Source organism: Pseudomonas fluorescens, assembly GCF_003732425.1.
Lineage (GTDB): Bacteria > Pseudomonadota > Gammaproteobacteria > Pseudomonadales > Pseudomonadaceae > Aquipseudomonas > Aquipseudomonas fluorescens_BE.
This window is the reverse complement of record NZ_MOBX01000015.1, coordinates 323,527-350,176: the sequence shown is the minus strand read 5'-3', so window position 1 is coordinate 350,176 and position 26,650 is coordinate 323,527. Positions and strand designations below refer to the sequence as shown.

25 protein-coding genes are annotated in these 26,650 nt (G+C 60.3%); 15 read left to right on the top strand and 10 right to left on the bottom strand.

The window, feature by feature from the left end; translation table 11 throughout:
• The first annotated feature begins 117 nt into the window (after positions 1-117).
• Both BK670_RS23595 and BK670_RS23590 read left to right on the top strand, forming a co-directional pair.
• Positions 118-795, top strand: coding sequence for a response regulator transcription factor (locus BK670_RS23595; protein ID WP_123453370.1), 678 nt, complete (start codon positions 118-120; stop codon positions 793-795).
• Positions 792-2,138, top strand: a complete 1,347-nt coding sequence (locus BK670_RS23590) for an ATP-binding protein (RefSeq protein WP_123453368.1) — start codon at positions 792-794, stop codon at positions 2,136-2,138. The genes BK670_RS23595 and BK670_RS23590 overlap by 4 nt, the downstream gene beginning before the upstream one ends.
• 120 nt (positions 2,139-2,258) lie before the next feature.
• Here the strand turns inward: BK670_RS23590 and BK670_RS23585 are convergent, their stop codons facing one another.
• The gene (locus BK670_RS23585) at positions 2,259-3,257 is read right to left on the bottom strand and encodes an AraC family transcriptional regulator (RefSeq protein ID WP_123453366.1); all 999 of its coding nucleotides are present in this window, start codon (positions 3,255-3,257) and stop codon (positions 2,259-2,261) included.
• A gap of 352 nt (positions 3,258-3,609) precedes the next feature.
• Here BK670_RS23585 and BK670_RS23580 point away from each other — a divergent pair, with 352 nt between their 5' ends.
• The gene (locus BK670_RS23580) at positions 3,610-4,944 is read left to right on the top strand and encodes a dicarboxylate/amino acid:cation symporter (protein WP_123453364.1); all 1,335 of its coding nucleotides are present in this window, start codon (positions 3,610-3,612) and stop codon (positions 4,942-4,944) included.
• Between the two features lie 250 nt (positions 4,945-5,194).
• Positions 5,195-6,376 carry a CaiB/BaiF CoA transferase family protein gene (locus BK670_RS23575; protein ID WP_123453362.1) on the top strand — a complete coding sequence of 394 codons (1,182 nt, stop codon included), beginning with the start codon at positions 5,195-5,197 and terminating at the stop codon, positions 6,374-6,376.
• A 110-nt stretch (positions 6,377-6,486) separates the two neighbouring features.
• On the opposite strand, the gene BK670_RS23570 is transcribed toward BK670_RS23575, so the two are convergent.
• Positions 6,487-6,981 (bottom strand): SprT family zinc-dependent metalloprotease, encoded by a 495-nt coding sequence (locus BK670_RS23570; protein ID WP_007917517.1) that lies wholly within the window; start codon positions 6,979-6,981, stop codon positions 6,487-6,489.
• 140 nt (positions 6,982-7,121) lie between these two features.
• Positions 7,122-7,724: a Yip1 family protein gene (locus BK670_RS23565; RefSeq protein ID WP_007917515.1), complete on the bottom strand. Its 603-nt coding sequence runs from the start codon at positions 7,722-7,724 to the stop codon at positions 7,122-7,124.
• A gap of 481 nt (positions 7,725-8,205) precedes the next feature.
• Here BK670_RS23565 and ttcA point away from each other — a divergent pair, with 481 nt between their 5' ends.
• Both ttcA and BK670_RS23555 read left to right on the top strand, forming a co-directional pair.
• Positions 8,206-9,030, top strand: coding sequence for a tRNA 2-thiocytidine(32) synthetase TtcA (gene ttcA, locus BK670_RS23560; protein WP_123453360.1), 825 nt, complete (start codon positions 8,206-8,208; stop codon positions 9,028-9,030).
• 187 nt (positions 9,031-9,217) lie between these two features.
• Entirely contained in the window at positions 9,218-9,892 is a 675-nt protein-coding gene (locus BK670_RS23555) for a DNA-3-methyladenine glycosylase I (RefSeq protein ID WP_123453358.1), read from the top strand.
• Positions 9,893-9,991: 99 nt separating this feature from the next.
• Here BK670_RS23555 and BK670_RS23550 read toward each other — a convergent pair whose 3' ends face one another.
• The 3 genes from BK670_RS23550 to arsC are packed head-to-tail and all read right to left on the bottom strand — an operon-like array spanning position 9,992 to position 11,365.
• Positions 9,992-10,417, bottom strand: coding sequence for a DUF2069 domain-containing protein (locus BK670_RS23550; RefSeq protein ID WP_123453356.1), 426 nt, complete (start codon positions 10,415-10,417; stop codon positions 9,992-9,994).
• A gap of 1 nt (position 10,418) precedes the next feature.
• Positions 10,419-11,015 (bottom strand): NAD(P)H:quinone oxidoreductase, encoded by a 597-nt coding sequence (gene wrbA, locus BK670_RS23545; protein WP_123453354.1) that lies wholly within the window; start codon positions 11,013-11,015, stop codon positions 10,419-10,421.
• A complete protein-coding gene (gene arsC / locus BK670_RS23540) occupies positions 11,012-11,365 on the bottom strand; it encodes an arsenate reductase (glutaredoxin) (protein ID WP_007968707.1) in 354 nt (117 codons plus the stop codon). The genes wrbA and arsC overlap by 4 nt, the downstream gene beginning before the upstream one ends.
• Positions 11,366-11,478: 113 nt before the next feature.
• Between arsC and BK670_RS23535 the strand changes: the two genes are divergently transcribed.
• A complete protein-coding gene (locus BK670_RS23535; RefSeq protein WP_123453351.1) occupies positions 11,479-11,946 on the top strand; it encodes a TlpA disulfide reductase family protein in 468 nt (155 codons plus the stop codon).
• A 173-nt stretch (positions 11,947-12,119) separates the two neighbouring features.
• Here the strand turns inward: BK670_RS23535 and BK670_RS23530 are convergent, their stop codons facing one another.
• Positions 12,120-12,524 carry an META domain-containing protein gene (locus BK670_RS23530; protein ID WP_123453349.1) on the bottom strand — a complete coding sequence of 135 codons (405 nt, stop codon included), beginning with the start codon at positions 12,522-12,524 and terminating at the stop codon, positions 12,120-12,122.
• Positions 12,524-12,958 (bottom strand): hypothetical protein, encoded by a 435-nt coding sequence (locus tag BK670_RS23525; RefSeq protein ID WP_093442198.1) that lies wholly within the window; start codon positions 12,956-12,958, stop codon positions 12,524-12,526. The genes BK670_RS23530 and BK670_RS23525 overlap by 1 nt, the downstream gene beginning before the upstream one ends.
• A 133-nt stretch (positions 12,959-13,091) precedes the next feature.
• Between BK670_RS23525 and BK670_RS23520 the strand changes: the two genes are divergently transcribed.
• On the top strand, positions 13,092-13,550 hold the full coding sequence (locus BK670_RS23520) for a hypothetical protein (RefSeq protein ID WP_123453347.1): 459 nt from the start codon (positions 13,092-13,094) through the stop codon (positions 13,548-13,550).
• A gap of 12 nt (positions 13,551-13,562) precedes the next feature.
• On the opposite strand, the gene BK670_RS23515 is transcribed toward BK670_RS23520, so the two are convergent.
• On the bottom strand, positions 13,563-14,552 hold the full coding sequence (locus BK670_RS23515) for a 2-hydroxyacid dehydrogenase (protein WP_123453344.1): 990 nt from the start codon (positions 14,550-14,552) through the stop codon (positions 13,563-13,565).
• 80 nt (positions 14,553-14,632) lie between these two features.
• Positions 14,633-17,386 (bottom strand): response regulator, encoded by a 2,754-nt coding sequence (locus BK670_RS23510; protein WP_123453946.1) that lies wholly within the window; start codon positions 17,384-17,386, stop codon positions 14,633-14,635.
• A 218-nt stretch (positions 17,387-17,604) separates the two neighbouring features.
• Between BK670_RS23510 and BK670_RS23505 the strand changes: the two genes are divergently transcribed.
• The 7 genes from BK670_RS23505 (at position 17,605) to mazG (ending at position 26,627) form a co-directional block, all read left to right on the top strand.
• Positions 17,605-18,327 (top strand): response regulator transcription factor, encoded by a 723-nt coding sequence (locus tag BK670_RS23505; protein ID WP_123453342.1) that lies wholly within the window; start codon positions 17,605-17,607, stop codon positions 18,325-18,327.
• Positions 18,314-19,738, top strand: a complete 1,425-nt coding sequence (locus BK670_RS23500; protein ID WP_123453340.1) for a sensor histidine kinase — start codon at positions 18,314-18,316, stop codon at positions 19,736-19,738. Before BK670_RS23505 ends, BK670_RS23500 begins: the two co-directional genes overlap by 14 nt.
• Before the next feature lie 183 nt (positions 19,739-19,921).
• Positions 19,922-20,947 carry a PDDEXK nuclease domain-containing protein gene (locus tag BK670_RS23495; RefSeq protein WP_123453944.1) on the top strand — a complete coding sequence of 342 codons (1,026 nt, stop codon included), beginning with the start codon at positions 19,922-19,924 and terminating at the stop codon, positions 20,945-20,947.
• A gap of 107 nt (positions 20,948-21,054) precedes the next feature.
• Positions 21,055-21,957 (top strand): cysteine synthase CysM, encoded by a 903-nt coding sequence (gene cysM, locus BK670_RS23490; RefSeq protein ID WP_166675007.1) that lies wholly within the window; start codon positions 21,055-21,057, stop codon positions 21,955-21,957.
• Positions 21,957-23,333: a 23S rRNA (uracil(1939)-C(5))-methyltransferase RlmD gene (rlmD, locus tag BK670_RS23485; RefSeq protein ID WP_123453335.1), complete on the top strand. Its 1,377-nt coding sequence runs from the start codon at positions 21,957-21,959 to the stop codon at positions 23,331-23,333. The genes cysM and rlmD overlap by 1 nt, the downstream gene beginning before the upstream one ends.
• Positions 23,334-23,434: 101 nt before the next feature.
• Positions 23,435-25,678, top strand: coding sequence for a GTP diphosphokinase (relA, locus tag BK670_RS23480; protein WP_123453333.1), 2,244 nt, complete (start codon positions 23,435-23,437; stop codon positions 25,676-25,678).
• A gap of 115 nt (positions 25,679-25,793) precedes the next feature.
• Positions 25,794-26,627 (top strand): nucleoside triphosphate pyrophosphohydrolase, encoded by an 834-nt coding sequence (gene mazG, locus BK670_RS23475; protein WP_123453331.1) that lies wholly within the window; start codon positions 25,794-25,796, stop codon positions 26,625-26,627.
• Positions 26,628-26,650 lie beyond the last annotated feature (23 nt).

Below are 26,650 nucleotides of genomic sequence, written 5' to 3'. Positions count from 1 at the left end.
CTGCTAGCGATGGCGTCCTGACAGTCGACTGCATTGTCGACTGCCAAATCGCAATCGCCAGCAGGCTAGCTCCCACAGTGGGTTGTCTGGAGATTTTGATTTACCCGGGAGAGCGTTATGAAACTGTTGGTCGTCGAAGATGAAGCGCTGTTGCGCCATCACCTGCAAACCCGCCTGACGGAAAGTGGTCACGTGGTCGAATCCGTGGCCAATGCCGAAGAGGCGCTGTACCAGACCGGACAGTTCAACTTTGATCTGGCGGTGATCGACCTCGGCCTGCCGGGCATGGGTGGTCTTGACCTGATTCGCCAGTTGCGCGCAGGCGGCAAGACCTTCCCGATCCTGATCCTCACCGCGCGCGGCAACTGGCAGGACAAGGTCGAAGGCCTTGCCGCCGGCGCCGACGATTACGTGGTCAAGCCGTTCCAGTTCGAAGAACTCGAGGCGCGCCTGAATGCCTTGCTGCGCCGTTCCAGCGGGTTCACCCAGTCGACCATCGTCGCCGGCCCGCTGCTGCTCGACCTCAATCGCAAACAGGCCACCCTCGACGAACAGCCGCTGGCGCTGACCGCCTACGAGTACCGCATTCTCGAATACCTCATGCGTCACCATCAGCAAGTGGTGCCCAAGGATCGCTTGATGGAGCAGCTTTACCCGGACGACGACGAGCGCGATCCGAACGTGATCGAAGTGCTGGTCGGCCGCCTGCGCCGCAAACTCGAAGGCCCGGCCGGGTTCAAGCCGATCGACACCGTGCGCGGCCTCGGCTACCTGTTCAATGAGCGCTGCACTTGATTCGTTCGCTTCGCGTTCGCTTGATGCTCGCCGCCACCACGTTGGCGGTGTTGTTCATGCTCGCCTTGCTCCCGGCGATGCAAGGCGCGTTCAGCCTCGCACTGCAGGACTCGATCGAGCAGCGCCTGGCTTCCGACGTCACCACGCTGATTTCCGCAGCGCGGATCGAGAACGGTCGGCTGGTGATGCCGACGCAACTGCCGGATGAGCGCTTCAACCTCACCGACTTCCGTTTGCTCGGCTACATCTACGATCGCGAAGGGCACCTGGTGTGGCGCTCGAAAGCCACCCAGGAAGAGCAGATCAACTACAAACCGCGTTATGACGGCCTTGGCAACGAGTTCGCGCGGATTCGCGAAAGCAATGGCCAGGAATTCTTCGTCTATGACGTCGAAGTCAAACTGCTCGGCGGCAAAAGCGCGGCGTTCAGCATCGTCGCCCTGCAACCGGTGCGCGAGTACGAAACCACCCTTGAAGGCTTGCGCGAGAATCTTTATCTGGGCTTCGGCGCTGCGCTACTCGTGTTGCTGGCGCTGCTATGGATCGGCCTGACCTGGGGCCTCAAAGCGCTACGGCGGCTCAGTCAGGAACTCGACGAAATCGAAGGCGGCACCCGCGAAAGCCTCACTGAGCAACACCCGCGCGAACTGCTGCGCCTGACCGGCTCGCTCAACCGTTTGCTGCACAGCGAACGGCAACAGCGCAGTCGCTATCGCGATTCCCTCGATGACCTGGCGCACAGCCTGAAGACCCCGTTGGCGGTGTTACAAGGCGTCAGCGAAGACATGGCTCAACGTCCCGAAGAACGCGATCAGGCCTGGGTGCTGCAAAGCCAGATCGAACGCATGAGCCAGCAGATCAGCTATCAACTGCAACGGGCCAGTTTGCGCAAAAGCGGCCTGGTGCGACACCAGGTGCGCTTGCAACCGGTGCTCAAAAGCCTCTGCGATACGCTGGACAAGGTTTACCGCGACAAGCATGTGCGCGTGGCCTTTGATCTGCCTGAGCACTGTTATGTGCCGATCGAGCAAGGCGCGTTGCTGGAGATGATGGGCAACCTGCTGGAAAACGCCTATCGCTTGTGCCTGGGCGAAGTGCGCATCAGTGTGCGCGAGACCCTGGCCGGGGTGGAACTGTGCGTTGAAGACGACGGGCCGGGCGTACCGCTGGACCAGCGTGCACGGATTCTCGAGCGCGGTGAACGTCTGGATGCTCAGCATCCGGGGCAGGGTATCGGCTTGGCGGTGGTCAAGGACATTATCGAAAGCTACAACGCCAAATTGGCCCTCGGCGATTCGCCGATGGGCGGGGCGGCGTTCAGGATTCAATTTCCGGCGGTCTAGAGGTCGGCAGTGCCTGGCTCTTCGCGAGCAGCCTCGCGCCCACATTTGAAATGCATTCACCTGTGGGAGCGAGCCTGCTCGCGAAGGCGTCAATAACTTCACCGCAAGATTTTGATTACCTCATTGCTCCTGCGCCCGATAAGCCCCCGGCGTCAGCCCTGTCCACTTCTTGAACGCCCGGTGAAACGCCGACGGCTCGGAAAACCCGAGCTGTTCGGCAATCTGTTGCAACGACAGATCCGCCCGCCCCAAATGGTAGATGGCGATATCCCGCCGTAGTTGATCCTTCAGCTCCTGAAAACTCGTGCCTTCCTCGCGCAAATGCCGGCGCAGGGTTTGCGGGCTGATGTGCAGATGCGCCGCCACCGCTTCCAGATCCGGCCAGTGTGCCGTGTCGCGACTGAGCAAGCGGCGCAGGCGGCTGCTCAGGCTGTCGCCATCATCCGGGCGTGAGAGCAGGTCGGCGGGGGAGCGTTCGAGGAAGTGTTTGAGCGTGCGTTCGTCCTGTAGCAGCGGCATGTGCAGGTAGCGACTGTGGAACAGCAGGCTGCTGTGGTCAGTGCCGAAGGTCAGCGGGCAGGGGAACAGCAAGTCATATTCAGCGCCGTGTTCGGGACGGGGATAGCTGAAAGTCGCCTGTTCGAGACGAATTCGCTGGCCGATCAGCCAACTGCCGAGACGATGCCAGATAACCAGCAAGCTCTCGGTCAGGAAGTGATCCGGGTCCCACAATTGTGAGTCGTCGAGGCTCAAACGCGCCCATTCGTCTTCGCGCGTCAGGCTCAGGCGCGGGGCCTCGGGGAATAGGCTATAAAACAATAAACCGCGTTGCAGCGCTTTCTCCAGATTGCGGCAGTGAATCGAGGCGTGGCACATCATGGCGAAACTGCCGGGTTTGCTCGGTGCATTGCCGAAACCCAGGTATTCGTCATCCAGCGCCAGCCACAGGCTCTGAATCAACCGGGTGAATTGTTCCGGGGCGATGCGCGCACGCGGCTCTTCGAGCAGTTCCGGGCTGATGCCCAGTTGCAACAGCAGGACCGAATAATCGAAACCGACACGGCGCGCGCCGCCGAGAGCGGCACGGGCGAAATGACTGGCGATGGTGCGTTCGCGCATAAGCGGCAGATCCTTCCTCAGGCGCCGGATGGTAGCCGCCGGCTGGATACGCCTACAAGGCGGATTTCCGCCAAATTGTAGGACGACAAGCGGCGAGTTGGCGGGAATCCGCCACACTTGAGTCACAGGATGGTGACATACGTGACCCCGTAAGCCCTGATATCAACAGGCTTGCAGCTAATTGCACCAAAGTGGCACGACGTTTGCGGTAAGAGCGACAGAAGCGTGCATCTATCCCGCCCGGAAAGGCGCCGCTCGAACAACAAATCCCTCCAGTGCAGGAGGGTTCGCAATTCAGGTTTCGCGGTCAACAGATGGATGTTGTCACGCGGGACGCTTGAGGACACTTGCAATGACGACTCGTCAGCCACTGTACAAATCCCTGTATTTCCAGGTGATCATCGCAATCATCATCGGTATTGCGCTCGGTCATTACTACCCGCAGTTCGGTGTCGCGGTAAAGCCACTGGGTGACGGGTTCATCAAGCTGATCAAAATGATCATCGCGCCGATCATCTTCTGCACCGTAGTCAGCGGTATCGCTGGCATGCAGAACATGAAATCGGTCGGCAAGACCGGCGGTTATGCACTCCTGTATTTCGAAATCGTTTCGACCATTGCGCTGCTGGTCGGCTTGGTCGTGGTCAACGTCGTGCAACCGGGCAACGGCATGCACATCGACGTCGCCACTCTCGACGCTTCGAAAGTTGCCTCTTATGTAGCGGCTGGCGCTGACCAAAGCGTTGTCGGCTTCCTGCTCAACGTGATCCCGACCACCATCGTCGGCGCGTTCGCCACCGGTGACATCCTGCAAGTGTTGATGTTCTCGGTGATCTTCGGTTTCGCCCTGCATCGCCTGGGTGCCTACGGCAAGCCGATCCTCGACTTCATCGATCGCTTCGCTCACGTGATGTTCAACATCATCAACATGATCATGAAGCTCGCGCCAATCGGTGCCTTCGGTGCGATGGCCTTCACCATCGGTGCCTACGGTGTCGGCTCGCTGGTGCAGCTGGGTCAACTGATGATCTGCTTCTACATCACCTGCCTGGCGTTCATCCTCATCGTCCTCGGCGGTATCGCCCGCATGCACGGTTTCAGCGTGCTGAAGATGATTCGTTATATCCGTGAAGAGCTGCTGATCGTACTTGGCACTTCCTCGTCGGAATCGGTACTGCCACGCATGCTGATCAAGATGGAGCGTCTGGGCGCGAAGAAATCGGTAGTGGGTCTGGTGATCCCGACCGGTTACTCGTTCAACCTCGACGGCACTGCGATCTACCTGACCATGGCTGCCGTGTTCATTGCTCAGGCCACCGACACGCACATGGACATCACCCATCAGATCACCCTGCTGGTGGTGTTGCTGCTGTCCTCCAAAGGCGCTGCCGGCGTGACCGGTTCTGGCTTCATCGTGCTGGCTGCCACCCTGTCGGCGGTAGGTCACCTGCCGGTGGCCGGTCTGGCGCTGATCCTCGGTATCGACCGCTTCATGTCCGAAGCCCGCGCACTGACCAACCTGGTCGGTAACGCTGTAGCGACCATCGTGGTTGCCAAGTGGGTGAAAGAACTGGACACCGACGTATTGGACGCCGAGCTGGCATCGGGTGGTCGCGGTATCGCTGATACCCGTCCTGAAGACGATCTGGGTGTGGCTGAAGGCCCAACGCCTACCAGCGTCAAGTAAGCTGTATTTGGTAATACCTTGTGGCGAGGGAGCTTGCTCCCGCTGGACTGCGCAGCAGGCCCTTCCTTGGGGCCGCTACGCGACCCAGCGGGAGCAAGCTCCCTCGCCACAGATGTACTGAAAAACCTGCCTCGGCAGGTTTTTTATTGCCTGCGGTTTGAGCGCAACGGTCACACCCGCTGACATTTCCGGTGATTGCCGTACGCGGCATCGCTGCCTAGGCTGAGTGCATCGCCCAAGGAGTTCGCCCATGTCCGCACCGCTGGCCTCATTGAAGATCCTCGATTTCTCGACATTGCTGCCGGGGCCGTTCGCCTCACTGTTGCTGGCAGACATGGGCGCCGAAGTGCTGCGCATCGAGTCGCCGACGCGTCTGGATCTGCTGCGGGTATTGCCGCCGCATGATGGCGGAATCTCGGCCAGTCATGCCTACCTCAATCGCAACAAGCGCAGCCTGGCCCTGGATCTGAAACAACCCGAGGCGCTGGAAGTGGTCAAGCAGCTGCTGGCCGATTACGACATCGTCCTCGAGCAGTTTCGCCCCGGTGTGATGGAGCGTCTGGGTCTGGGCTATGAGGCGCTGAAAGCGATCAACCCGAAGCTGATTTACGTGTCGATCACCGGGTACGGCCAGACCGGGCCGTACAAGGATCGCGCCGGGCATGACATCAACTACCTCGCGCTGGCCGGCCTTGCCAGTTACACCGGCCGTGCCGATAGCGGACCGTTGCCGCTGGGCATGCAAGTGGCGGACGTGGCGGGTGGTTCGCTGCACGGGGTGATCGGCTTGCTCGCGGCAGTGATTGCCCGTCAGCAAACGGGGCAGGGCACGCACCTGGATGTGAGCATGACCGATTGCGCGTTCAGCCTGAATGCCATGGCTGGCGCCGGGTATCTGGCTTGCGGCGAAGAGCCTGAATGGGAAGAGCAGATGCTCAATGGCGGCAGTTTCTACGACTACTACCGGTCTCGCGATGGACGCTGGATGTCGGTAGGCAGTCTGGAACCGGGGTTCATGCAGCAACTGTGTACGGCGCTGGGCCGGCCGGAGTTGGCGGCGCAGGGCTTGTCGCCCAAGCCTGAACAGCAGCGGGCGTTGAAATACGCGCTGACGGTCGAGTTCGAAAAACATGACTTTGCCGAGTTGTGCGAGATGTTTGCCGGGATTGATGCGTGTGTCGAACCGGTGTTGAGCCTGAGTGAGGCGGTGCGCCATCCGCAGTTGCAGGCGCGGGAACTGGTGACGCAGGTGCCGCGTGACGATGGTACGACGCAGGCGCAAATGGCGTGTCCGTTGAAGTTTTTCGAGGCGTTGCCGGCACCGCGGCATGTTGGCGCGGCGTTGGGACAGCATACGGATCAGGTGTTGGCGGAATTGGGGTTCAGTGCTGAGCGGATTGCCGAATTGCGTGCTTCCAAAGTGATTCTCTAGTGCCTGTACCAGCCCCTTCGCGAGCAGGCTCGCTCCCACAGTGGGCCGCATTCCAAATGTGGGAGCGAGCCTGCTCGCGAAGGGGCCGATACAGGCACTGCAAATCCGGGCTATTCCACCCGCATCTCACCACTGAACACCAATGTATTGCGGCATCGCCGACACAAATACCGCCGCCCCTGCCGTACCAGACTATGGCGCTGCGCCGAAAACGGGAAATCACTGTCGGCGCATGGGCATTTGTAGATATAGCGGGTCACGCTGCGACGCTTGATTGCATAGGTGTGGCAGCGATCCGGCGGCAGTTCGTAAACGCCGCGCATGATCAGTTGCCATTCCTCGCCGTGGGGCTGAATGCGCTCGCCAAACAACTGATGGGCGATCAGGTGCGCGACTTCGTGGGCCACGGTCTGCTTGAGGAAATGTTCGGTGTTTTCCCGGTACAGCTGCGGGTTGAAGCGCAGCAGGTTCTCGTGCAGATGCGCAACACCGGCTTTTTGCCCGCGCAGCTTGAGGCTGACGACAGGGCGAGGGAAGGAACGTTTGAAAAAGGATTCAGCGAGTTGGTAACAGTCTTCGACGCGGGTATTGAGTTGCTCGGGCATGCTTGATGGATCTCCAGAGGCGTCGAGTATGCCGCAACCCTGTGCACTTGCGAATCGCCAAGCTGCCGAATGGTCATGCCGAGAACGAGAAGGCCGCCTTGCGGCGGCCTGAGTTGGCAGATTTTGTTTTTCTCGGCGAGTCAGTTCGTATAGACCGGGCCTACGCCCAGCCCCCAGACGATCACGGTGAACGCCATGATGGCGACCAGTACCACCAGCCCCACCGCCAATACTGAGCTTGAGAACAGGAAACCTTCATCCGACGGAATATTCATGAATGTCGGCAGCCCCACATACAGCAGGTAAACCGTGTAGCAGATGGCCGCCGTGCCGACGATCATCCCCAGCCACATATGCGGATACAGCGCCGCCAGTCCACCGACGAACAACGGTGTCGCGGTGTAGGTGGCAAACGCCACGCAACGGGCCAGGCTCGGATTGGCGTCATAGGTGCGGGCCATCCAGTGCACGAAAGCCCCCATGACCGCGACCCCGCCCAGCATGGCCAGATACGACATGACCGTCATCCAGATCGCGCTTTCAACGGTGAGCATCACCGGTGCGCGATTGCCGATTACCCAGCCGACCTGAGTCGTGCCGATAAACGCCGAGACAGCGGGGATCGCCGCCAGAATCAGCGTGTGGGTGAGGTACATGTGGCTGATGCTTTCCTCTTGGTCGCCACGGATTTCCTTCCATTCCTGATCGGGGTGGGTAAAAAGTCCCACTACGTGATGGATCATGCCAGTCACTCCTCTTGTTATTGCCATCGCCCCCCAACGGAGCGCCTACGGGCCAAGGTGGCCGAGCAAATACAGGTCTTCAGATTTGTGTGCGACCTTATGTCGCAGTATAGAAAGGTCTTACCCGTACAGGTATTAGGGGGTTAGAGCAAATTGCGCTGTAAACACGGGGCTTAATCGCCTTGGGGTCTTGCCCCATATGGACATGCCTCCCCTGTGGCCAGGAGATTCCTGTGGCGAGGGGATTTATCCCCGTTCGGCTGCGAAGCAGTCGCCAAGCCATTCACCACGGTGCGTCAGGCAAACCCGATGTTCAGGTTTTGGGGCCGCTGCGCAGCCCAACGGGGATAAATCCCCTCGCCACAGGAATTCATTCACCCCACATCTACTGAGCAAGAAGGCCAGACCCCAGGTCCTTCGCCCTCACGATGGTTTTTGCGTAAAATGCCGGCCTTTCGTCACACTTCACGGGTTTCGCGTCATGGGCACTCTTACGGTCAACCAGAACAAACTGCAAAAGCGCCTGCGCCGCCTGGCCGGCGAAGCGGTCGCCGATTTCAACATGATTGAAGACGGCGACAAAGTCATGGTCTGCCTGTCCGGGGGTAAGGACAGCTACACCATGCTCGATGTGTTGCTGCACCTGCAGAAGGTTGCCCCGATCAAGTTCGAGATCGTCGCGGTGAACATGGACCAGAAGCAACCGGGCTTCCCCGAGCACGTGCTGCCGGCCTACCTGAAAGAGCTGGGCGTCGAGTACCACATCGTCGAGAAAGACACCTACTCGGTGGTCAAGGAACTGATCCCGGAAGGCAAGACCACCTGCTCGCTGTGCTCGCGCCTGCGTCGCGGCACGCTGTACACCTTTGCCGATGAGATCGGCGCGACGAAAATGGCCCTCGGTCATCACCGCGACGACATCGTCGAGACGTTCTTCCTCAACATGTTCTTCAACGGTTCGCTTAAAGCCATGCCGCCGAAGCTGCGCGCCGACGACGGCCGCAACGTGGTAATTCGTCCGCTGGCGTACTGCAACGAGAAGGACATTCAGGCTTACTCGGATTTCAAGGCATTCCCGATCATCCCGTGCAACCTCTGCGGTTCGCAGGAAAACCTGCAGCGCCAGGTCGTCAAGGAAATGCTTCAGGACTGGGAGCGCAAGACCCCGGGCCGTACCGAAAGCATCTTCCGCAGTCTGCAGAACGTGATTCCGTCGCAACTGGCCGACCGCAACCTGTTCGACTTCACCAGCCTCAAAATCGACGAGACCGCGGCTTCGCGCTTCGTTAACGTCGTCAACCTGTAAACCCAATCACTGTGGGAGTCAGCCCTCTGTGGTGAGGGGATTTATCCCCGATGGGCTACGCAGCAGCCCCAGGCTTTTCTGGGGGCGCTTTGCGCCCCATCGGGGATAAATCCCCTCGCCATAGGGCTAGCCCCCACAGGGTTTTGTGGGCACCGGTGTTATTTCATTTCAAACCTCAGGAGAGGGCATGCGCGATTACAAGTGGCTGCACGAATACTGTCTGAACCGCTTCGGTTCGGCAGCTGAACTGGAAGCCCATCTGCCCGTTCCCAAGACCCCGGCGCAACTGCGCAAGATCAGCGACGACCGCTACCTCTCAACCATGGCATTGCGTGTGTTCCGCGCCGGCCTCAAGCACAGTCTGGTCGACGCCAAATGGCCGGCCTTCGAAGAAGTGTTCTTCAAGTTCGACCCGGAAAAAGTCGTGCTGATGAGCGCCGAACACCTTGAACGCCTGATGCAGGACGCGCGGATCATCCGCCACCTGGGCAAGCTCAAAAGCGTGCCGCGCAATGCGCAGTTCATCCTCGATGTCGAGAAGGAGAAGGGCAGTTTCGGTGCGCTGATTGCCGACTGGCCGGTGACTGATATCGTCGGTCTGTGGACGTACCTGAAAAAGCACGGCCATCAACTGGGCGGGCTGTCGGCGCCACGGTTTTTGCGCATGGTCGGCAAGGACACATTCGTGCCGAGCTACGACGTGGTCGCGGCACTGAATGCGCAGAAGATCGTCGACAAGGTGCCGACCAGCCTGCGCGATCTGGCGATTGTGCAGGATGCATTCAACCAGTGGCATGAACAGAGTGGCGGGCGGCCGATGAGCCAGATTTCGATGATGCTCGCTTACACCGTCAACCATTAAGACCGGGTCGCTCCTATCGCGAGCAGGCTCACTCCTACAGCGGATCTGTGGCGTTCACAAATCCCCTGTAGGAGTGAGCCTGCTCGCGATAGCTATTCGTCAGGCGGCGCTGATCTCGCCTTCGCCAGCCAGTTTGCGATTCAACTGATACCGCCACCGCACATACAGCAGCGCCGAGCAGAACACCGCCAGACTGACAATCATCTCCAGCACCCCAAACAACTGCCGGCTCGGGTCATACGCCGCCAGTGCGCCTTTGATGAAATACAGATTCACCACAAAGCACATCCACGAATGCCCACGGGCGCTGCCCATGATCATCGCCGGGGCGAGCACGATCCACGGGATCAGCTCGACCAGCAGAATCACCCACGGCCGCGCGCCGTGCAGGTCTGCAAACAGCAGGTAGTAAGCGGCGAGCAGCCCGGCGAGGGCGAAAAAGCTCAGCAGGCTGAGCACCCGCATCGCCTTCACCCGAGGCTCAAGCCACTCGACACTCGGCAGAATCTTCGGCTTCTTCGCCATCTCAGCCCACCAGTTTCTGTGCGGTTTTGGCCAGCCGCAGACCCAGCGCACGACACAGTGCCATTTCGTGCTGATCGAGGCCTTTTTTGCCATCCGCTCCGGCGTGATGACTGGCACCGTAAGGAGTGCCGCCGCCCTGGGTTTCCAGCAGCGCCGACTCGCTGTACGGCAGGCCGGTGATGAGCATGCCGTGGTGCAACAGCGGCAACATCATCGACAGCAGGGTGGTTTCCTGACCGCCATGCAGGCTGGCAGTGGAGGTGAACACGCCGGCCGGTTTACCGACGAGGGCGCCGGTCAGCCACAGGTTGCTGGTGCCGTCGAGGAAGTATTTGAGCGGTGCGGCCATGTTGCCGAAACGGGTCGGGCTGCCAAGGGCGAGGCCAGCGCAGTTCTTCAAATCATCCAGCGTTGCGTACAGCGCGCCTTCGTCCGGGATGGCCGGGGCCACGGCTTCGCATTCGGTGGAGATCGCCGGCACGGTGCGCAGGCGGGCTTCGAGCCCGGCCTGTTCGACGCCGCGGGCAATCTGCCGGGCCATCTCGTTGGTCGAGCCGCTGCGGCTGTAATACAGCACCAGAATGTACGGCGCGCTCACGGCAGCAACTCCAGGACATTTTCGGGTGGACGACCGATCACCGCTTTGTCGCCGACCTCGAGAATCGGCCGCTCCATCAGTTTTGGATGCTGGGCAATGGCGTCGATCAGTTGCGCTTCGCTGAGGCTTTCGTCAGCCAGCTGAAGCATTTTGTATTCATCTTCCCCGGTGCGCAGCAACTGGCGTGCGCTGATCCCGAGCTTGCCGAGCAGGGCCTTGATTTGCGCTGCATTCAGCGGGGTTTCCAGGTAACGCACGACGTTCGGCGTCAGGCCGCGGGCTTCAAGAAGCTCCAGCGCGCCGCGGGATTTCGAGCAGCGCGGATTGTGATAAAGCGTCAGATCGGTCATGGCGGGTCGCTTCTGGCGTAAAGTGGCGGCTATTCTAACTGTGCAGCGCGCAATCCAGAACCTTCGGAGGCAATGGGTCGCAGGCGCCTTCAAATTTTCACAAGGAACACGACATGACACGGCGATTGGCAGCGGCATTAACGATAATCGGGGCGTTGATGCTGGGGGGCTGCGGCAATGATTACGGGATCGACCAGAACGGTCAGAAGGTCGCGTCCGAACGTCTCGACAAACAATGGGTGGTGCTCAACTACTGGGCTGAATGGTGCGGCCCGTGCCGGACCGAGATCCCGGAACTCAACCATTTGGCTGATGAGTTGAAGAGCAAGAACGTCGGCGTGTTCGGGGTCAACTTTGACAATGTGCAGGGTGAAGAATTGAAGAGCGCCAGTGAGAAACTGGGCATCAAGTTCACCGTGCTGGCGCAGGATCCGGCGGAGCTGTTTGACGTGCCGCGCAGTGAGGCGTTGCCGGTGACGTACATCATCGACAACAAAGGCAAGGTGCGTGAGCAGTTGATGGGCGAGCAGACGGCGGCGGGGGTGATGGCGAAGCTGGAGGCGTTGCAGGCGACCAAGTGAGTTGAATGAGCTTTGGTGGCGAGGGAGCTTGCTCCCGCTGGGCTGCGAAGCGGCCCCGAACCCTGCTGACTCGGTGTATCAGGCACACCGCAGTTACCAGTTTGCGACTGCTGCGCAGCCGAGCGGGAGCAAGCTCCCTCGCCACAGGTAACCTCAGTGTGCATCGAAGGGCGTTAACCCTCTTCCAGCCACCAGCGCAGCGGCTTGCCTTCAGCCGGCCAGAAGCGCATCTGCTCGATCGGCGAGATGTCCCAGCGCTCGACGTGTTCCAGTGCCTGCAGGAAGCGTTGTTCCTGCTCCATCAGCGCCGGTGCGCAGAGCTTGCGGGTCTTGCCGATCTTGCCGAAGGTCAGCTTGTCACCGTCCAGCGTATACGGCGCGAACCAGTGGTTGCAGCCGCCATTGCCGTAGGCGCGGCCATCATCGCCAAGGGTCACGGTCAGATGGCTGTAATCCATCAGCGGCCGCTCGCCGATCCACTCCAGAATGTAGCTGCGGTTCTGTTGCAGTTGCACAGGTTCTGCCGCGCAACCCACCAGACCCACACCGACCATAGCGGTCAGGGCAAAGCGTTTCATCACGCAGGCTCCTGGCATTTCGGGCACAGGTGCTTGTCGCCAACGGCTTTCCAGCCCAGCTCGGCGATGCGCGCGGTGGCAGCCGGTTTCTCGGCGGCTTTGCCGAGTTTGGCGTCCACGGCGAATTCGAAGCTCAGCTCTTTGGCGCAGCTGTCGCAGTTGACCTGCCAGGTGTGGATCGCCAGCTCACCAAACACCGGGCCAGTGGTCATCGCGGTCCATTGGCCCGGCGGGTTGATCAGGTGGCGGACGGTTTCAACGGTCAGGCGCATGGACAAGTCCTTGCTGCCTTTGAGGGTGACCAACAGCGCGTCACCGATGCGAATCGAGCCACCATTGCCGGTGACCTGATAGCGGCCCGGAACCAGGGCGCGGCATTCGGTGAGGGTGTGTTGCGGGTTCATCAGGGTGTAGCGGAAATCGTGTTCGACCATGGGTCCTCCAAATATGCGCGACATGCTAGCACGGGCCACGTTGCAGAATGATGCACGCGTGCGACCTTCGATCCGGTTCAAATGCCGCGACACTCATGGCAAACTGCCGGCCTCGAATCTGAAGGAACGGAACATGGCGCTGATCGAATGTTATGAATGCAAAAAGAGCATCAGCTCTGAAGCCTCGGCCTGCATTCATTGTGGAGCTCCGATGGCGGAGCAAACCGCTCACGCCCAGGCGCAGGCAGCCGCGGCCCCGGCTCAGCCTTCGACGATTTCGTTTGGCAGTCTGCCGCGTAACAAGGCTGTGCCCGAAGTCAGTGCTCCCGCGCCTGAACCGCAACCTTTACCGAAAGTCATGCCGGCCGCCGCGCGGCGTCGGCGCCAGCAGCCAACCGAGCAACCGGCCACTGAGCAGGCCAACGCCGACGGCAGCCGTCCGGTGGAAGGCTGGCTGAAGATCATGATCTTCCTGCTGCCGATGTTTTTCGTCTGGTTCCTGCTGCGCTACGGCCACTCGATGAAACAGCGCTTTTTTGGCTTCGGCTGGCTGGCGATGCTGATTCTGGCGTCTTCGCTTTCACCGAAATAAGCGGAAAAAATCTCAGCCCTCGACCTGGTTCTGTGGCGTTCCCGCCGTCCAGGTCGCGATGTTGTGCAGAGTGGTTGCGGCAATCGCACCCAGCGCTTCGCGGGTCAGAAACGCCTGGTGCGCGGTGACGATCACGTTGGGAAAGGTCAGTAATCGCGCGAGCACATCGTCCTGCAAGGGCAGGTCGGAGCGATCCTCGAAAAACAGCTGCGCCTCTTCTTCATAGACATCCAGGCCCAGATAGCCGAGCTGGCCGTCCTTCAAGGCGTCAATCAGTGCCGGGGTGTCGACCAGGCCACCACGTCCGGTATTGATCAGCATGGCGCCGGCCTGCATGTGCGCGAGTGAATCGCGGTTGATCAGGTGCTTGCTTTGCTCGTTAAGCGGGCAGTGCAGGCTGATGATCCGCGACTGCGTGAGCAGTTCCGGCAGGCTTAGGTAACGCGCACCCAACGCCAGCACATCCGGGTTAGGGAAGGGATCGTAAGCCAGCAGTTCACAGCCGAAGCCGTGCATGATTTTCGCGAACGTGGCGCCGATCTGTCCGGTGCCGACAATCCCCACGGTTTTGCCGACCAGATCGAAGCCGGTCAGGCCATGCAGGCTGAAATCCCCTTCACGGGTGCGGTTATAGGCGCGGTGCAGACGACGGTTGAGGGCCAGGATCAGCGCCACGGCATGTTCGGCCACCGCATGCGGCGAGTAGGCCGGCACGCGCACCACGGCCAGTCCGAGACGTTTCGCTGCGGCCAGATCGACATGGTTGTAACCTGCCGAGCGCAGGGCAATCAGACGCGTGCCCCCCGCCGCCAGGCGCTCCAGCACGGGAGCGCTGAGATCATCATTGATGAACGCACAAACCACTTCATGTTGGTCGGCCAGCGCTGCCGTATCAAGGCTGAGCCGGGCCGCTTGAAAGTGCAGCTCGATACCCGCCGGGCAAGCAGCGGCGAGGAAGCTGTCGCGGTCGTAGGTCTGGCTGCTGAAAACGAGCGTGCGCATGAAATCCTCCTGGAACATCAACACGGATTGAAATACTCCAACACTTTAGCGCTGCAGGTGTTGGCCGGCATTGCCGTGGATCAGGCGCTGATCTTCGCTTGTGCTGCGAGCCGGTTGATCGCTCGCTCCAGTTCATCCAGCGCCAGCGCTGCTTTCGGGTCGTCCTGTTTGAGCAGGGTCTCGCTGCGCTGGCAGGTAGCACGCAATTGCGGTACGCCGCAGTAACGTGTTGCACCGTGCAGGCGATGCACGCGTTCGAGCAGCGCATTCTGATCGTGGCTGTCGCGTGCGGCGCGGATGGCTTCGCGGTCGGCTTCCAGAGAAGCGAGCAGCATCGCCAGCATGTCCGCCGCCAGATCAGCTTTGCCGGCGGCCAGGCGCAAACCCTCCTCGTGATCGAGCACCGGCAGTTCATTATTGCCGACGGAATTTTCGCTGATCCGCTCCGGCCCTTGATTGCGCAGGGCCAGCCCGGTCCACTTCAGCACCACCTGCGCCAGCTGCCGCTCGCTGATCGGTTTGGTCAGGTAATCGTCCATGCCGCTTTGTAGCAGCGCGCGTTTTTCGTTGGCCATGGCGTGGGCGGTGAGGGCGACAATCGGCAGCGGCGTGCAGGGCCGCTCGCTTTCCCACTGGCGAATGGTTTCGGTGCTCTGGCGACCGTCCATGCCCGGCATCTGCACGTCCATCAGCACCAGATCGAAGGATTCGCTCTGCACGGCTTTGACCGCCGCGTAGCCGCTTTCCACGGCGAGCACCTTGGCACCCATGTCTTCGAGCAGGGTCTGCACCAGCAGCAGGTTGGCCGGGTTGTCGTCGACGCACAGCACTTTTGGCGCGCGGCTCGACAGCGGTTCGCCCGGCTCGTTGCGCGGCTGGCGGGGATTGGCCAGATCCGACAGCGCCCGACGCAATTTGCGGGTACAGGCCGGTTTGGATTGCAACTGACTGTGCGGGTTGGGCACCGACAGATGAAACAGCGTCTGCTCGGTGGTCGGGCACAGCACCAGCACTTTGCATCCGAGGTGTTCGAGGTCCCAGATGTGCTGATTCAAACGCTCGGGCAGCATGTCGTTGCTGGTGATGCCGATGACCGCCAGATCAATCGCCTGATCGGTCTGATGCGCGCCCGTGACGCCATTGGTCAGACTTTCCAGGGTATTGAACGGCGTGACATTGAGGCCGCAGTCTTCCAGTTGATGCTGCAAGGCCTGACGCGCCAGTTCGTGGTTTTCCAGTACCGCCACGCGGCGTCCGAGCAGCGGCGCAGAGGGTAGGTCTTCGGCGTCGTCACGGGTTTTCGGCAGGCTCAGGCTGATCCAGAATTCCGAGCCTTCGCCCGGCGTACTGTCGACACCGATTTCGCCACCCATCTGTTCGATCAGACGCTTGGAAATCACCAGCCCCAGCCCGGTGCCACCCGGTTGCCGCGACAGTGAGTTGTCGGCCTGGCTAAAGGCCTGGAACAACGCGCGCACGTCCTGGTTCGACAGGCCGATGCCGGTGTCCTGAATGCTGATGCGCAGTTGCACGCTGTCTTCGTGTTCATCCTCAAGCATCGCGCGGGCGACGATGGTGCCTTCGCGGGTGAACTTGATTGCGTTGCTGACGAGGTTGGTGAGGATCTGCTTCAGACGCAGCGGGTCACCGACCAGCGACAGCGGCGTGTCGCGATAGACCAGGCTGACCAGCTCCAACTGCTTGGCGTGAGCAGCGGGGGCGAGGATGGTCAGGGTGTCCTGCAACAGGTCGCGCAGGTTGAACGGAATATGATCGAGCACCAGTTTACCGGCCTCGATTTTCGAGAAGTCGAGGATCTCGTTGATGATCCCCAGCAGGCTGTCGGCGGACTTTTCGATGGTGCCCAGATAATCGAGCTGGCGCGGGGTCAGTTCACTTTTCTGCAACAGATGCGTGAAACCAAGAATGCCGTTGAGCGGCGTGCGGATTTCGTGACTCATGTTGGCGAGGAATTCGGATTTGATCCGGCTCGCCTCCAGCGCTTCTTTGCGCGCCAGATCCAGTTCGATGTTCTGGATCTCGATGGTTTCCAGGTTCTGACGGACGTCTTCGGTGGCTTGATCGACGCTGTGTTGCAGTTCTTCGCGGGCGTTCTGCAGGGTGCCGGCCATGCGGTTGATGCCGGAGGCGAGTTCGTCCAGCTCCTGACTGCCAAGTGGCGGCAAACGCGTTTCCAGATGGCCATCCTTGAGTTGCGCGACGGCTTGTTTGATCTGGCTCAATGGGCGGTTGATGGTGCGGCCCATGCGCAACGCCAGCAGTGCGGCACCCGCCAGACCGGCGGCAATCAGCAGCAGACTGGCAAACAGGCTGCGATAACCGCGCAGCAACATGCCGTTGTGCGACAGCTCCAATTCGACCCAGCCGAGCAGTCGGTCGGATTCTGCCGGGATCAGTTCGCCAGCAAGGTTGCGGTGTTTGCCGAACACCGGCATCAGATAACGCGTCGCGTCATTACCGCTGCGCCGTTGCAGATGCGCGCTGTCGCCGCTCGGCGCCTGATTGAGCATGGTCGGGCCGGCATGGGCCAGCGGCGAGCGATCCGGGGCAAGGAACGTCACCGCGCGCACGTCCGGTTGTTCGAGGGATTGCGTGGCGATGCGCTCCAGCAGCTCGCTGTTGCCGTGGCCCATGGCGGGTGCCACCAGCGGCGCCAGTTGCTCGGCAATCATTTCGCCGCGCTGCATCAATTGGGTCTGCAAGTCGGCCTGCTGCGTCCAGGTGAAGTACCCACCCAGCACCAGCGCCATCAGGCTGGTCGGCAACAAGGTCAGCAACAACACACGACCTTTGATTCCCAGTTTCTTGAGCACGCCTATCTCCTGCATCCCGCTGATCTGTTGACTCATGCGTGCATCCGGCACGCGACATGGGCGCAGTGTAGCGATTTGCTCGCAGGCAATCTCCGGAAAAATGCGCTCGCGTCGGGCAGGGCGCCGCTGCTCGTTGGTCAGCTCGGTCAACCTTGAGTTGCCCGATGCCCGGCAATCTTGAATAATCAGTCTCAACTGAGAATTACTTGCAGATACTCATGACTCCTGTTTCCGCTGGCCAGCCACGCATTCTCTCCATCGAAGACGATCCGGTGCTCGGCGCCTATGTTCACGAACATCTGGGCCGCAGCGGCTTTCAGGTGACCTGGTGCCAGAACGGTCAGGAAGGCCTGAACATCGCCACCCGACAGCCGTTTGATGTGGTGTTGATGGACATTCTGTTGCCCGGACTGGACGGTTTGCAGGTGTTGACGCAATTGCGTCAGAGCCATTCGACGCCGGTGCTGCTGATGTCGGCCCTCGGCGCCGAGGCAGATCGCATCAGTGGTTTCCGCCTCGGTGCTGACGATTATTTGCCCAAGCCGTTCAGCATGGCCGAGTTGCATGTGCGCATCGAAGCGATCCTGCGTCGGGTCGCGCTGGATCAGCGACCGGCATCGCTGGTGGCGCCAGTGGCGGCCGGTACGCTGCGGTTCGATGATGAACAGTGCGATGTGTTTTTCCGCGAACAATCCGCCGGGCTGACCCGCAGTGAATTCCGCTTGCTGGAAACCCTCAATCGCAATGACGAGGAAGTGCTGAGCAAAGCCTTCCTTTATCAGCACGTGTTGCAACGCGGCTACGCGGCCCACGACCGCAGTCTCGACATGCACATCAGCCAGATCCGCCGCAAACTCAAAGCCATCGGCTACACCGAACGCGAAGTGCGCACCGTCTGGGGCAAGGGTTACGTGTTGAGTGCCGCCGATGAAACGCTCTGAACTGCCGGGGCGGAATTCGCTGTTCTGGAAACTGGCGTTTCTGCTGGTCGCGTTCTGTCTGCTGATGATCTGGCTGAGCTGGTCGTGGGGGCGTTATATGGAGGAGCGCAACCAGTTCCTCTCCGACGAAGCGCGTGGCACGCTCACGCGGTATGCCGCCGAAGCCGAGCGCGCTTGGCAGCGTGGTCAGCGTGACGGGATCGACAGCTGGTTGCAGAGTATGGAGTTGCGCGAAGCCGGTTGGGTTGGCGTGATCGACCGCAACTTGCAGTCGCTGAGCAGCGAACCGTTGAAAGACCAGGAAGTCGAGCACCTGACGTTTTTGCGCGGGCTCGACTGGCCGATCCACAAAAAGGGCCGGCCATGGATGCGCGTGCCGTTTCCCCATGATCCTTCTGCCGGCAGTGTGGTGATTGAACTGCCCGAACGCTATCTGCCGGGGAAATACCGGGTGTTTTGGCGCGTCATCACCAACGGCGTGATCCCCGGTCTGTTCACGTTATTGCTGTGTGTCGGTCTGTATCGCTTGCTGGTCGTGCCACTGAACAACCTGCGCGAACAGGCCAACGCCTGGCGCGCCGATCAATTGAATGTGCGCCTGTCGAGCGGCATTACTCAGCGCCCGGATGAACTCGGCGAACTGGCGCGAGCGTTCGATTCGATGTCCGAACGTCTGCAATCCACGGTTGCCCTGCAACAGCAGTTGCTCCGCGATTTGTCCCATGAATTGCGCACGCCGCTGAGTCGCTTGCGTGTGGCCAGTGAAAGCGAGCAAGGCTTGCCGCAGTTGCGCGAACGCATTGGCCGCGAAGTCGACGGCATGCAGCGACTGGTCGAAGACACCCTGCAACTGGCTTGGCTCGACACCGAGCGCTCGCCATTGCCCGACGAGGCGATTCAGATCCAGGCGCTGTGGGAAATGCTCACCGACAATGCCTGTTATGAAAGCGGCTGGCCGAGTCTGCAATTGCAGTGTTCGGTCGAGGCATCGTGCTGGGTGCGTGGCAACCTGAATACGCTGGCGCAGGCGCTGGAGAACATTCTGCGCAACGCGATTCGGCATTCGCCACCGGACGGGATTGTGCGACTTGATGGCCGGCGCGATGGCGATTACTGGCACCTGTGGCTGGAAGATCAGGGTGGCGGGATAGCGGAAGGGGATCTGGAGCGGATCTTCTCGCCGTTCATCCGGCTGGATGGCTCGCGGCCCGGAGATGGTGGATTTGGCTTGGGGCTGAGCATCGCGCGCAATGCCGTGCAGCGTCAGGGCGGAAGTATTTGGGCGGAGAATGGCGGGGCGGGGTTACGGCTCAATTTGCGGTTGGTGGCTGAAGGTGATGTTGCGCCGACTGACGCCTTCGCGAGCAGGCTCGCTCCCACCTTGGAACTCGGTTCGCCGCAGATTGTGTGAACAACACAGATCCCTGTAGGAGTGAGCCTGCTCGTGATGCAGTCCATTCGAGTGGCCAATCCTGATGGCTTGCCGGAGCTCTCGCCTTTTTTTGTACGATATTTCCCAAGCTGCATCGACGGTCATTTCAAGCTTCCTGAAGGGGTTAGGCTCGTGCTTCACCTTATCTCCAAGGAATTGCGCATGACTGTATCCAGCCTTACTGGCAGCCCGGATGGCGAACGTTTCAACGAAGTGCTCGCGCTGATACACAGTTCCAGACATAAGGCCATGCAAGCGGTCAATACACAGCTGATTGAGCTTTATTGGCAGGTGGGGGCGCACATCAGTCGTAAGATTGAGCGGGCGGAGTGGGGGGATTCCGTGGTGGGCCAACTGGCCGAACATTTGGCTCTGACACAACCGGGATTACGAGGGTTCACCCGTCGGAATCTGTTTCGGATGCGCCAGTTTTATGAGGCTTATCGGGGTGATCAGAAAGTGTCAGCACTGCTGACACAATTGCCGTGGACTCATAATTTGCTCATTTTGACTCAGAGTAAGCTCTCTGAAGAGCGTGAGTTTTATCTGCGGATGGCCATTCAGGAGAAGTGGTCCACAAGAGAGTTGGAGCGCCAATTCAAAACGGCTCTGTTCGAGCGAAGTGTCACTGATCCAGCAAAAGCCTCCGCGGCACTGCAGCAAACCCATCCCGAAGCTCTCGAGATATTCCGCGATTCCTACATGGTCGAATTTCTCGATCTGCCCGCTGCTCATTCCGAAACCGATCTGCACCAGGGGCTTCTTTCACGTCTCAAGGCGTTCCTTATTGAGCTCGGTCGCGATTTCTGTTTTGTCGGTTCCGAATATCCGCTGCAAGTCGGCGGTCGGGATTTCTCACTCGATCTTCTGTTCTTTCACCGAGGGCTCAACTGCCTTGTAGCCATTGAACTCAAGGTCGGCCGTTTTGAGCCGGAATACCTCGGCAAGCTGGATTTCTATTTGGAGGCGCTGGATCGCAATGTCCGCAAGCCTCACGAAAGTCCGGCCATCGGTGTCCTGCTCTGTGCAAGCAAGGAAGATGAGGTCGTCGAGTACGCACTCAATCGCAGTCTTTCGCCCGCATTGATAGCGGAATATCAAACCTGTCTGCCGGATAAGCAATTGCTGCAGGCCAAGTTGCATGAGTTTTATGCAATGGATACGGCGACAGCAGAAAATAGCGACTAACCGCTGCTTATTCCCATAAACGATAAGCACCGCACTTTGCGTGATATGGCCTGCGCGGGTTTGCCGGTATGATAGGCGCCCCCGCACGTCTGGATTGCGAATACGCCATGACCCTGCAGTACCCAACCATCGCCGATTGCGTCGGCAACACTCCGCTGGTGCGTTTGCAGCGCCTGCCCGGTGAAACCAGCAACACCCTATTGCTCAAGCTCGAAGGGAATAACCCGGCGGGTTCGGTCAAGGACCGTCCGGCGTTGTCGATGATCACCCGTGCCGAGTTGCGCGGGCAGATCCATGCTGGCGATACGCTGATCGAAGCGACCTCGGGTAACACCGGGATCGCGCTGGCCATGGCGGCCGCGATCAAGGGTTACAAAATGATCCTGATCATGCCGGACAACTCCAGCGCCGAACGTAAAGCGGCAATGACCGCGTACGGTGCCGAGCTGATTCTGGTCAGTCAGGAAGAGGGCATGGAAGGCGCCCGCGACCTCGCCCAGCGTATGGAAGCCGAAGGCCGTGGCAAAGTGCTCGATCAGTTCGCCAATGGCGACAATCCTGAGGCGCACTACACCACCACCGGCCCGGAAATCTGGCGTCAGACCCAGGGCACCATCACTCATTTTGTCAGTTCGATGGGCACCACCGGTACCATCATGGGCGTGTCGCGCTACTTGAAAGAGCAGAGCGACAGCGTGCAGATCGTCGGTCTGCAACCGATGGAAGGCTCGGCCATTCCCGGTATCCGCCGCTGGCCGCAGGAATATCTGCCGAAGATCTATCAGGCCGACCGCGTTGACCGCATCGTCGACATGGCGCAAAGCGAGGCCGAGGACGTCACCCGGCGTCTGGCCCGCGAAGAAGGTATCTTCTGCGGCGTGTCCTCGGGCGGTGCGGTGGCAGCGATGCTGCGCCTGTCCAAAGAAGTTGAAAACGCGGTGATCGTCGCGATCATCTGTGACCGTGGCGACCGTTATCTGTCGACCGGCATTTTCGACGCGCCCAACTGATGGCCAAGCACGAGAGAGGCCTGCGCTTCCAGCCCACGGGCGGGAGCAAGGCCGCGCAAATCCCGACCGGCAAAAAGCAGCGCTTGAGCATCGAGCGCCTGGCCAATGACGGTCGCGGTATCGCGTTTTTCGAAGGCAAAACCTGGTTTGTCCTCGGCGCCCTCGCCGGTGAAGAGGTCGAAGCGCGAGTGCTCGGCGCTCACGGCAAAGTGGTTGAGTCGCGCACCGAGCGGGTGTTCAAGGCCAGCGAATTGCGTCGCCCGGCACCGTGCCAACACGCCGGCCGTTGCGGCGGTTGTAGCGTCCAGCATTTGCCCCACGGCGAACAGCTTGCCCTGAAACAGCGCATGCTCGCCGAGCAATTGTCGCGCGTCGCCGGTGTCGAACCTGAAGAATGGGCAGCAGCGCTGACCGGACCTGAATTCGGCTATCGCCGTCGCGCCCGGATTGCGGTGCGCTGGGACATGAAGGCGAAGCAACTCGAAGTGGGTTTCCGCGCTGCCGGCAGTCAGGACATTGTCGCCATCAACGAATGCCCGGTGCTGGTACAGCCCTTGCAACCGATCATGACCCGTTTGCCAGAGATGCTCCGCCGTTTGAGCAAACCGCAAGCGCTGGGCCATGTCGAGTTGTTCAGTGGCTCGTCGCTGGCGGTGCTGCTGCGGCACATGGCGCCGTTGTCCGAAGCGGATCTGACGATCCTCAAGGACTTCTGCCAGTTCCATGAAGCGCAGTTGTGGCTGCACGGTGAAGGCGAGCCGCAACCGGTCGATGCGACTCAGTCACTGGGCTACCGCCTGGAGCAGTGGGATCTGGATCTGGCGTACCGCCCGGGTGATTTCATTCAGGTCAACGCCGGCGTCAACGAAGCCATGGTTGCGCAAGCGCTGGACTGGCTGAAACCCGGCAGTGACGAACGCGTGCTGGATCTGTTCTGCGGCCTCGGCAACTTTGCTTTGCCGCTGGCCAAAAGCGTGCGTGAAGTGGTGGCGGTCGAAGGCGTGCAGACCATGGTCGATCGTGCTGAAGCCAACGCCGCTAGTAACAATTTGCATAACACAAAGTTTTTTCAAGCCGATTTATCCCAGCCTTTGACCGATGCCCAGTGGATCGGAAACGGCTTTTCTGCGGTACTCTTGGACCCACCGCGTGACGGTGCTTTCGAGGTGGTTCGCAAGCTGGCGACCCTGGGTGCCAAACGGTTGGTGTATGTGTCGTGCAACCCTGCAACTCTGGCGCGCGACACGGTCGAATTGATCAAGCAGGGCTACCGGTTAAAACGTGCCGGGATTCTCGATATGTTTCCTCAGACGGCACATGTCGAGGCCATGGCGTTATTTGAAGCGAGCCAGGATGGCTCGTCTGAATCCGCCTGATCTGTCCGCGCAGCGCTCGCTTTAGCCCCGCGAGCGCAAACGGGCAAAAAGGATCAGCGATTTGACGCATTGAATCTGCGTCGTAGGGAAGGTAAAGCAAGATGGTACAGGTGAGAGCACACCAGCCGATCAACACTGACGGCAGTATCAATCTCGAGGCTTGGCTCGATCACGCGGTCAGTGTCGATCTGGCACTGGATCGCGAAGCCTTGAAAGAAGCCTGCGAGTTTGCTCGCGAGGCCGAACAACAGTCCAATGCCAAGAAGAATCTGTGGGCCGAAGGCTCCGGCAGTTTCAGTACGGGCCTGGAAATCGCCGAGATTCTCGCCGACCTCAAGCTCGATCAGGATTCACTGGTCGCGGCGGTCCTGTATCGCGGCGTACGCGAAGGCCAGATCGAACTTGCGGCGGTCGGCCAGCGCTTCGGCCCGGTGGTGGCCAAGCTGATCGACGGCGTGCAGCGCATGGCGGCCATCAGCGCCAGCCTCAGCCCGCGTCAGTCGATGGTCATGGGCACGCAGGGGCAGGTGGAAAACCTGCGCAAGATGCTCGTGGCGATGGTCGACGACGTGCGCGTCGCGCTGATCAAACTGGCCGAGCGTACTTGCGCGATCCGTGCGGTGAAAACCGCGGATGACGAAAAGCGTAACCGTGTCGCCCGGGAAGTCTTCGACATTTATGCGCCGCTCGCGCACCGCCTCGGCATCGGTCATATCAAATGGGAACTGGAGGACTTGTCCTTCCGTTATCTCGAGCCGGATCAATACAAACAGATCGCCAAGTTGCTCCACGAGCGACGGCTGGACCGTGAGCGCTTCATCGCCGATGTGATGACCCAGCTCAAGGACGAATTGCAGGCCACCGGCGTCGAGGCCGACATCAGTGGTCGGGCCAAACACATTTATTCGATCTGGCGCAAAATGCAGCGCAAGGGGCTGGAATTCAGCCAGATCTACGACGTGCGTGCGGTGCGCGTGCTGGTCCCGGAAATGCGCGACTGCTACACCGCGCTGGGCATCGTCCACACCTTGTGGCGGCACATCCCGAAAGAGTTCGACGACTACATCGCCAACCCGAAAGAGAACGGCTACCGCTCGCTGCATACGGCGGTGATCGGCCCGGAAGGCAAAGTCCTCGAAGTGCAGATCCGTACGCACTCGATGCACGAAGAAGCCGAGCTCGGCGTCTGCGCGCACTGGCGCTACAAAGGCACCGACGTCAAATCCGGTTCGAACCACTACGAAGAGAAAATCTCCTGGCTGCGTCAGGTCCTCGAGTGGCATGAAGAACTGGGCGATATCGGTGGTCTGGCCGAACAACTGCGGGTCGATATCGAGCCGGATCGGGTCTACATCTTCACTCCCGACGGTCACGCCATCGACTTGCCGAAAGGCGCGACGCCGCTGGACTTCGCCTATCGCGTGCACACCGAGATCGGCCATAACTGCCGTGGCGCGAAGATCAACGGGCGTATTGTGCCGCTCAACTACAGCCTGCAGACCGGTGAGCAGGTCGAGATCATCACCAGCAAGCACGGTACGCCGAGCCGCGACTGGCTGAACTCCAACCTCGGTTACGTCACCACCTCGCGGGCGCGGGCGAAGATCGTTCACTGGTTCAAGTTGCAGGCGCGTGACCAGAACGTTGCCGCCGGTAAAACCCTGATCGAGCGCGAACTGACGCGCCTCGGTCTGCCCGCGGTGGACTTCGACAAGCTGGCCGACAAAGCCAACATGAAAACCGCCGAAGACATGTTCGCCGCCCTCGGTGCCGGTGACCTGCGTCTGGCGCAACTGGTCAACCTCGCGCAGCAACTGGTCGAGCCGGAACGCGGCAACGAGCAGCTGGAACTGATTCCACGCAAAGCCACCGGTTACAAACCGGGCAAGCGTGGCGACATTCAGATTCAGGGCGTCGGCAACCTGATGACGCAAATGGCCGGCTGCTGCCAGCCGCTGCCGGGCGACGCCATCGTTGGTTACATCACCCAGGGCCGGGGCGTGAGCATTCACCGCCAGGACTGCGCTTCGGTGCTGCAACTGGGCGGGCGCGAGCCGGAGCGGATCATCCAGGTCAGCTGGGGGCCGGTGCCGGTGCTCACCTATCCGGTGGACATCATCATCCGCGCCTACGACCGTTCCGGTCTGTTGCGTGACGTCTCGCAGGTGCTGCTCAACGAGCGGATCAACGTGCTGGCGGTCAACACCCGCTCGAACAAGGAAGACAACACCGCGCTGATGTCCCTGACCATCGAGATCCCGGGTCTGGATGCGCTGGGGCGCTTGCTGGGGCGGATTTCGCAGCTGCCGAACATCATCGAAACGCGGCGTAACCGTACCCCGTGACGCGATCCCCTGCAGGAGCTGCCGCAGGCTGCGATCTTTTGACTTTGATTTTGAAAAACAAGATCAAAAGATCGCAGTCTTCGGCAGCTCCTACAGAGGTATGAACGAGACTTTTATGTACAGCCTTGAAGACCTGCTCCACCTGATGAACCGTCTGCGTGATCCGCAGTACGGTTGCCCGTGGGACATCAAGCAAACTTACGCGACCATCGTTCCGCACACCCTCGAAGAAGCTTACGAAGTGGCCGACGCCATCGAGCGTGGTGACTTCGATCATTTGCAGGGCGAATTGGGCGATCTGCTGTTTCAGGTGGTGTATTACAGCCAATTGGCCAAGGAAGAAGGGCGCTTCGAGTTTGCCGGCGTGATCGACAGCATTACCCGCAAGCTGATCCGGCGTCATCCCCACGTGTTCCCCACTGGCGACCTCTACGCGCCTCTGGATGTGCCGCGCCTGAGCGAAGAACAGGTCAAGCAGCGCTGGGAAGAGATCAAGGCTGAGGAGCGCGCGGAGAAATCTGCCGCGCCCGAGCAGCTGTCACTGCTCGACGACGTCCCGGCAACGCTGCCGGCCTTGTCGCGTTCGGCCAAGTTGCAGAAGCGCGCGGGGCAGGTCGGTTTCGACTGGCCGGATGCCTTGCCGGTACTCGACAAGGTGCGCGAGGAACTCGATGAAGTCCTCGAAGCCATGTCCGAAAATGATCCCGTCGCCGTGGCTGACGAGATCGGCGATCTGCTGTTTTCCGTGGTCAATCTGGCCCGGCACCTGAAGGTCGACCCGGAAACCGCGCTGCGTGGCGCCAACGGCAAGTTCGAAAGACGTTTCCGATTTATCGAACAGGCATTGCGCGACACCCACCGTCCCATAGAAGATTGCACCCTCGAAGAGTTGGACGCCCTATGGGGTGAAGCCAAACGTCAGGAAAAGAATGTGCCCGGCTGCGGCTGAGCAACTGCCCAAGTGAGTAAGTC

Excerpts from the sequence above, each read along its gene's own strand:
- BK670_RS23595 (WP_123453370.1), top strand. The coding sequence starts at position 118 with ATGAAACTGTTGGTCGTCGAAGATGAAGCGCTGTTGCGCCATCACCTG.
- BK670_RS23585 (WP_123453366.1), bottom strand. The coding sequence starts at position 3,257 with ATGCGCGAACGCACCATCGCCAGTCATTTCGCCCGTGCCGCTCTCGGC.
- BK670_RS23580 (WP_123453364.1), top strand. The coding sequence starts at position 3,610 with ATGACGACTCGTCAGCCACTGTACAAATCCCTGTATTTCCAGGTGATC.
- BK670_RS23575 (WP_123453362.1), top strand. The coding sequence starts at position 5,195 with ATGTCCGCACCGCTGGCCTCATTGAAGATCCTCGATTTCTCGACATTG.
- BK670_RS23570 (WP_007917517.1), bottom strand. The coding sequence starts at position 6,981 with ATGCCCGAGCAACTCAATACCCGCGTCGAAGACTGTTACCAACTCGCT.
- BK670_RS23565 (WP_007917515.1), bottom strand. The coding sequence starts at position 7,724 with ATGATCCATCACGTAGTGGGACTTTTTACCCACCCCGATCAGGAATGG.
- ttcA (WP_123453360.1), top strand. The coding sequence starts at position 8,206 with ATGGGCACTCTTACGGTCAACCAGAACAAACTGCAAAAGCGCCTGCGC.
- BK670_RS23555 (WP_123453358.1), top strand. The coding sequence starts at position 9,218 with ATGCGCGATTACAAGTGGCTGCACGAATACTGTCTGAACCGCTTCGGT.
- BK670_RS23550 (WP_123453356.1), bottom strand. The coding sequence starts at position 10,417 with ATGGCGAAGAAGCCGAAGATTCTGCCGAGTGTCGAGTGGCTTGAGCCT.
- arsC (WP_007968707.1), bottom strand. The coding sequence starts at position 11,365 with ATGACCGATCTGACGCTTTATCACAATCCGCGCTGCTCGAAATCCCGC.
- BK670_RS23535 (WP_123453351.1), top strand. The coding sequence starts at position 11,479 with ATGACACGGCGATTGGCAGCGGCATTAACGATAATCGGGGCGTTGATG.
- BK670_RS23530 (WP_123453349.1), bottom strand. The coding sequence starts at position 12,524 with ATGAAACGCTTTGCCCTGACCGCTATGGTCGGTGTGGGTCTGGTGGGT.
- BK670_RS23525 (WP_093442198.1), bottom strand. The coding sequence starts at position 12,958 with ATGGTCGAACACGATTTCCGCTACACCCTGATGAACCCGCAACACACC.
- BK670_RS23520 (WP_123453347.1), top strand. The coding sequence starts at position 13,092 with ATGGCGCTGATCGAATGTTATGAATGCAAAAAGAGCATCAGCTCTGAA.
- BK670_RS23515 (WP_123453344.1), bottom strand. The coding sequence starts at position 14,552 with ATGCGCACGCTCGTTTTCAGCAGCCAGACCTACGACCGCGACAGCTTC.
- BK670_RS23505 (WP_123453342.1), top strand. The coding sequence starts at position 17,605 with ATGACTCCTGTTTCCGCTGGCCAGCCACGCATTCTCTCCATCGAAGAC.
- BK670_RS23500 (WP_123453340.1), top strand. The coding sequence starts at position 18,314 with ATGAAACGCTCTGAACTGCCGGGGCGGAATTCGCTGTTCTGGAAACTG.
- BK670_RS23495 (WP_123453944.1), top strand. The coding sequence starts at position 19,922 with ATGACTGTATCCAGCCTTACTGGCAGCCCGGATGGCGAACGTTTCAAC.
- cysM (WP_166675007.1), top strand. The coding sequence starts at position 21,055 with ATGACCCTGCAGTACCCAACCATCGCCGATTGCGTCGGCAACACTCCG.
- rlmD (WP_123453335.1), top strand. The coding sequence starts at position 21,957 with ATGGCCAAGCACGAGAGAGGCCTGCGCTTCCAGCCCACGGGCGGGAGC.
- relA (WP_123453333.1), top strand. The coding sequence starts at position 23,435 with ATGGTACAGGTGAGAGCACACCAGCCGATCAACACTGACGGCAGTATC.
- mazG (WP_123453331.1), top strand. The coding sequence starts at position 25,794 with ATGTACAGCCTTGAAGACCTGCTCCACCTGATGAACCGTCTGCGTGAT.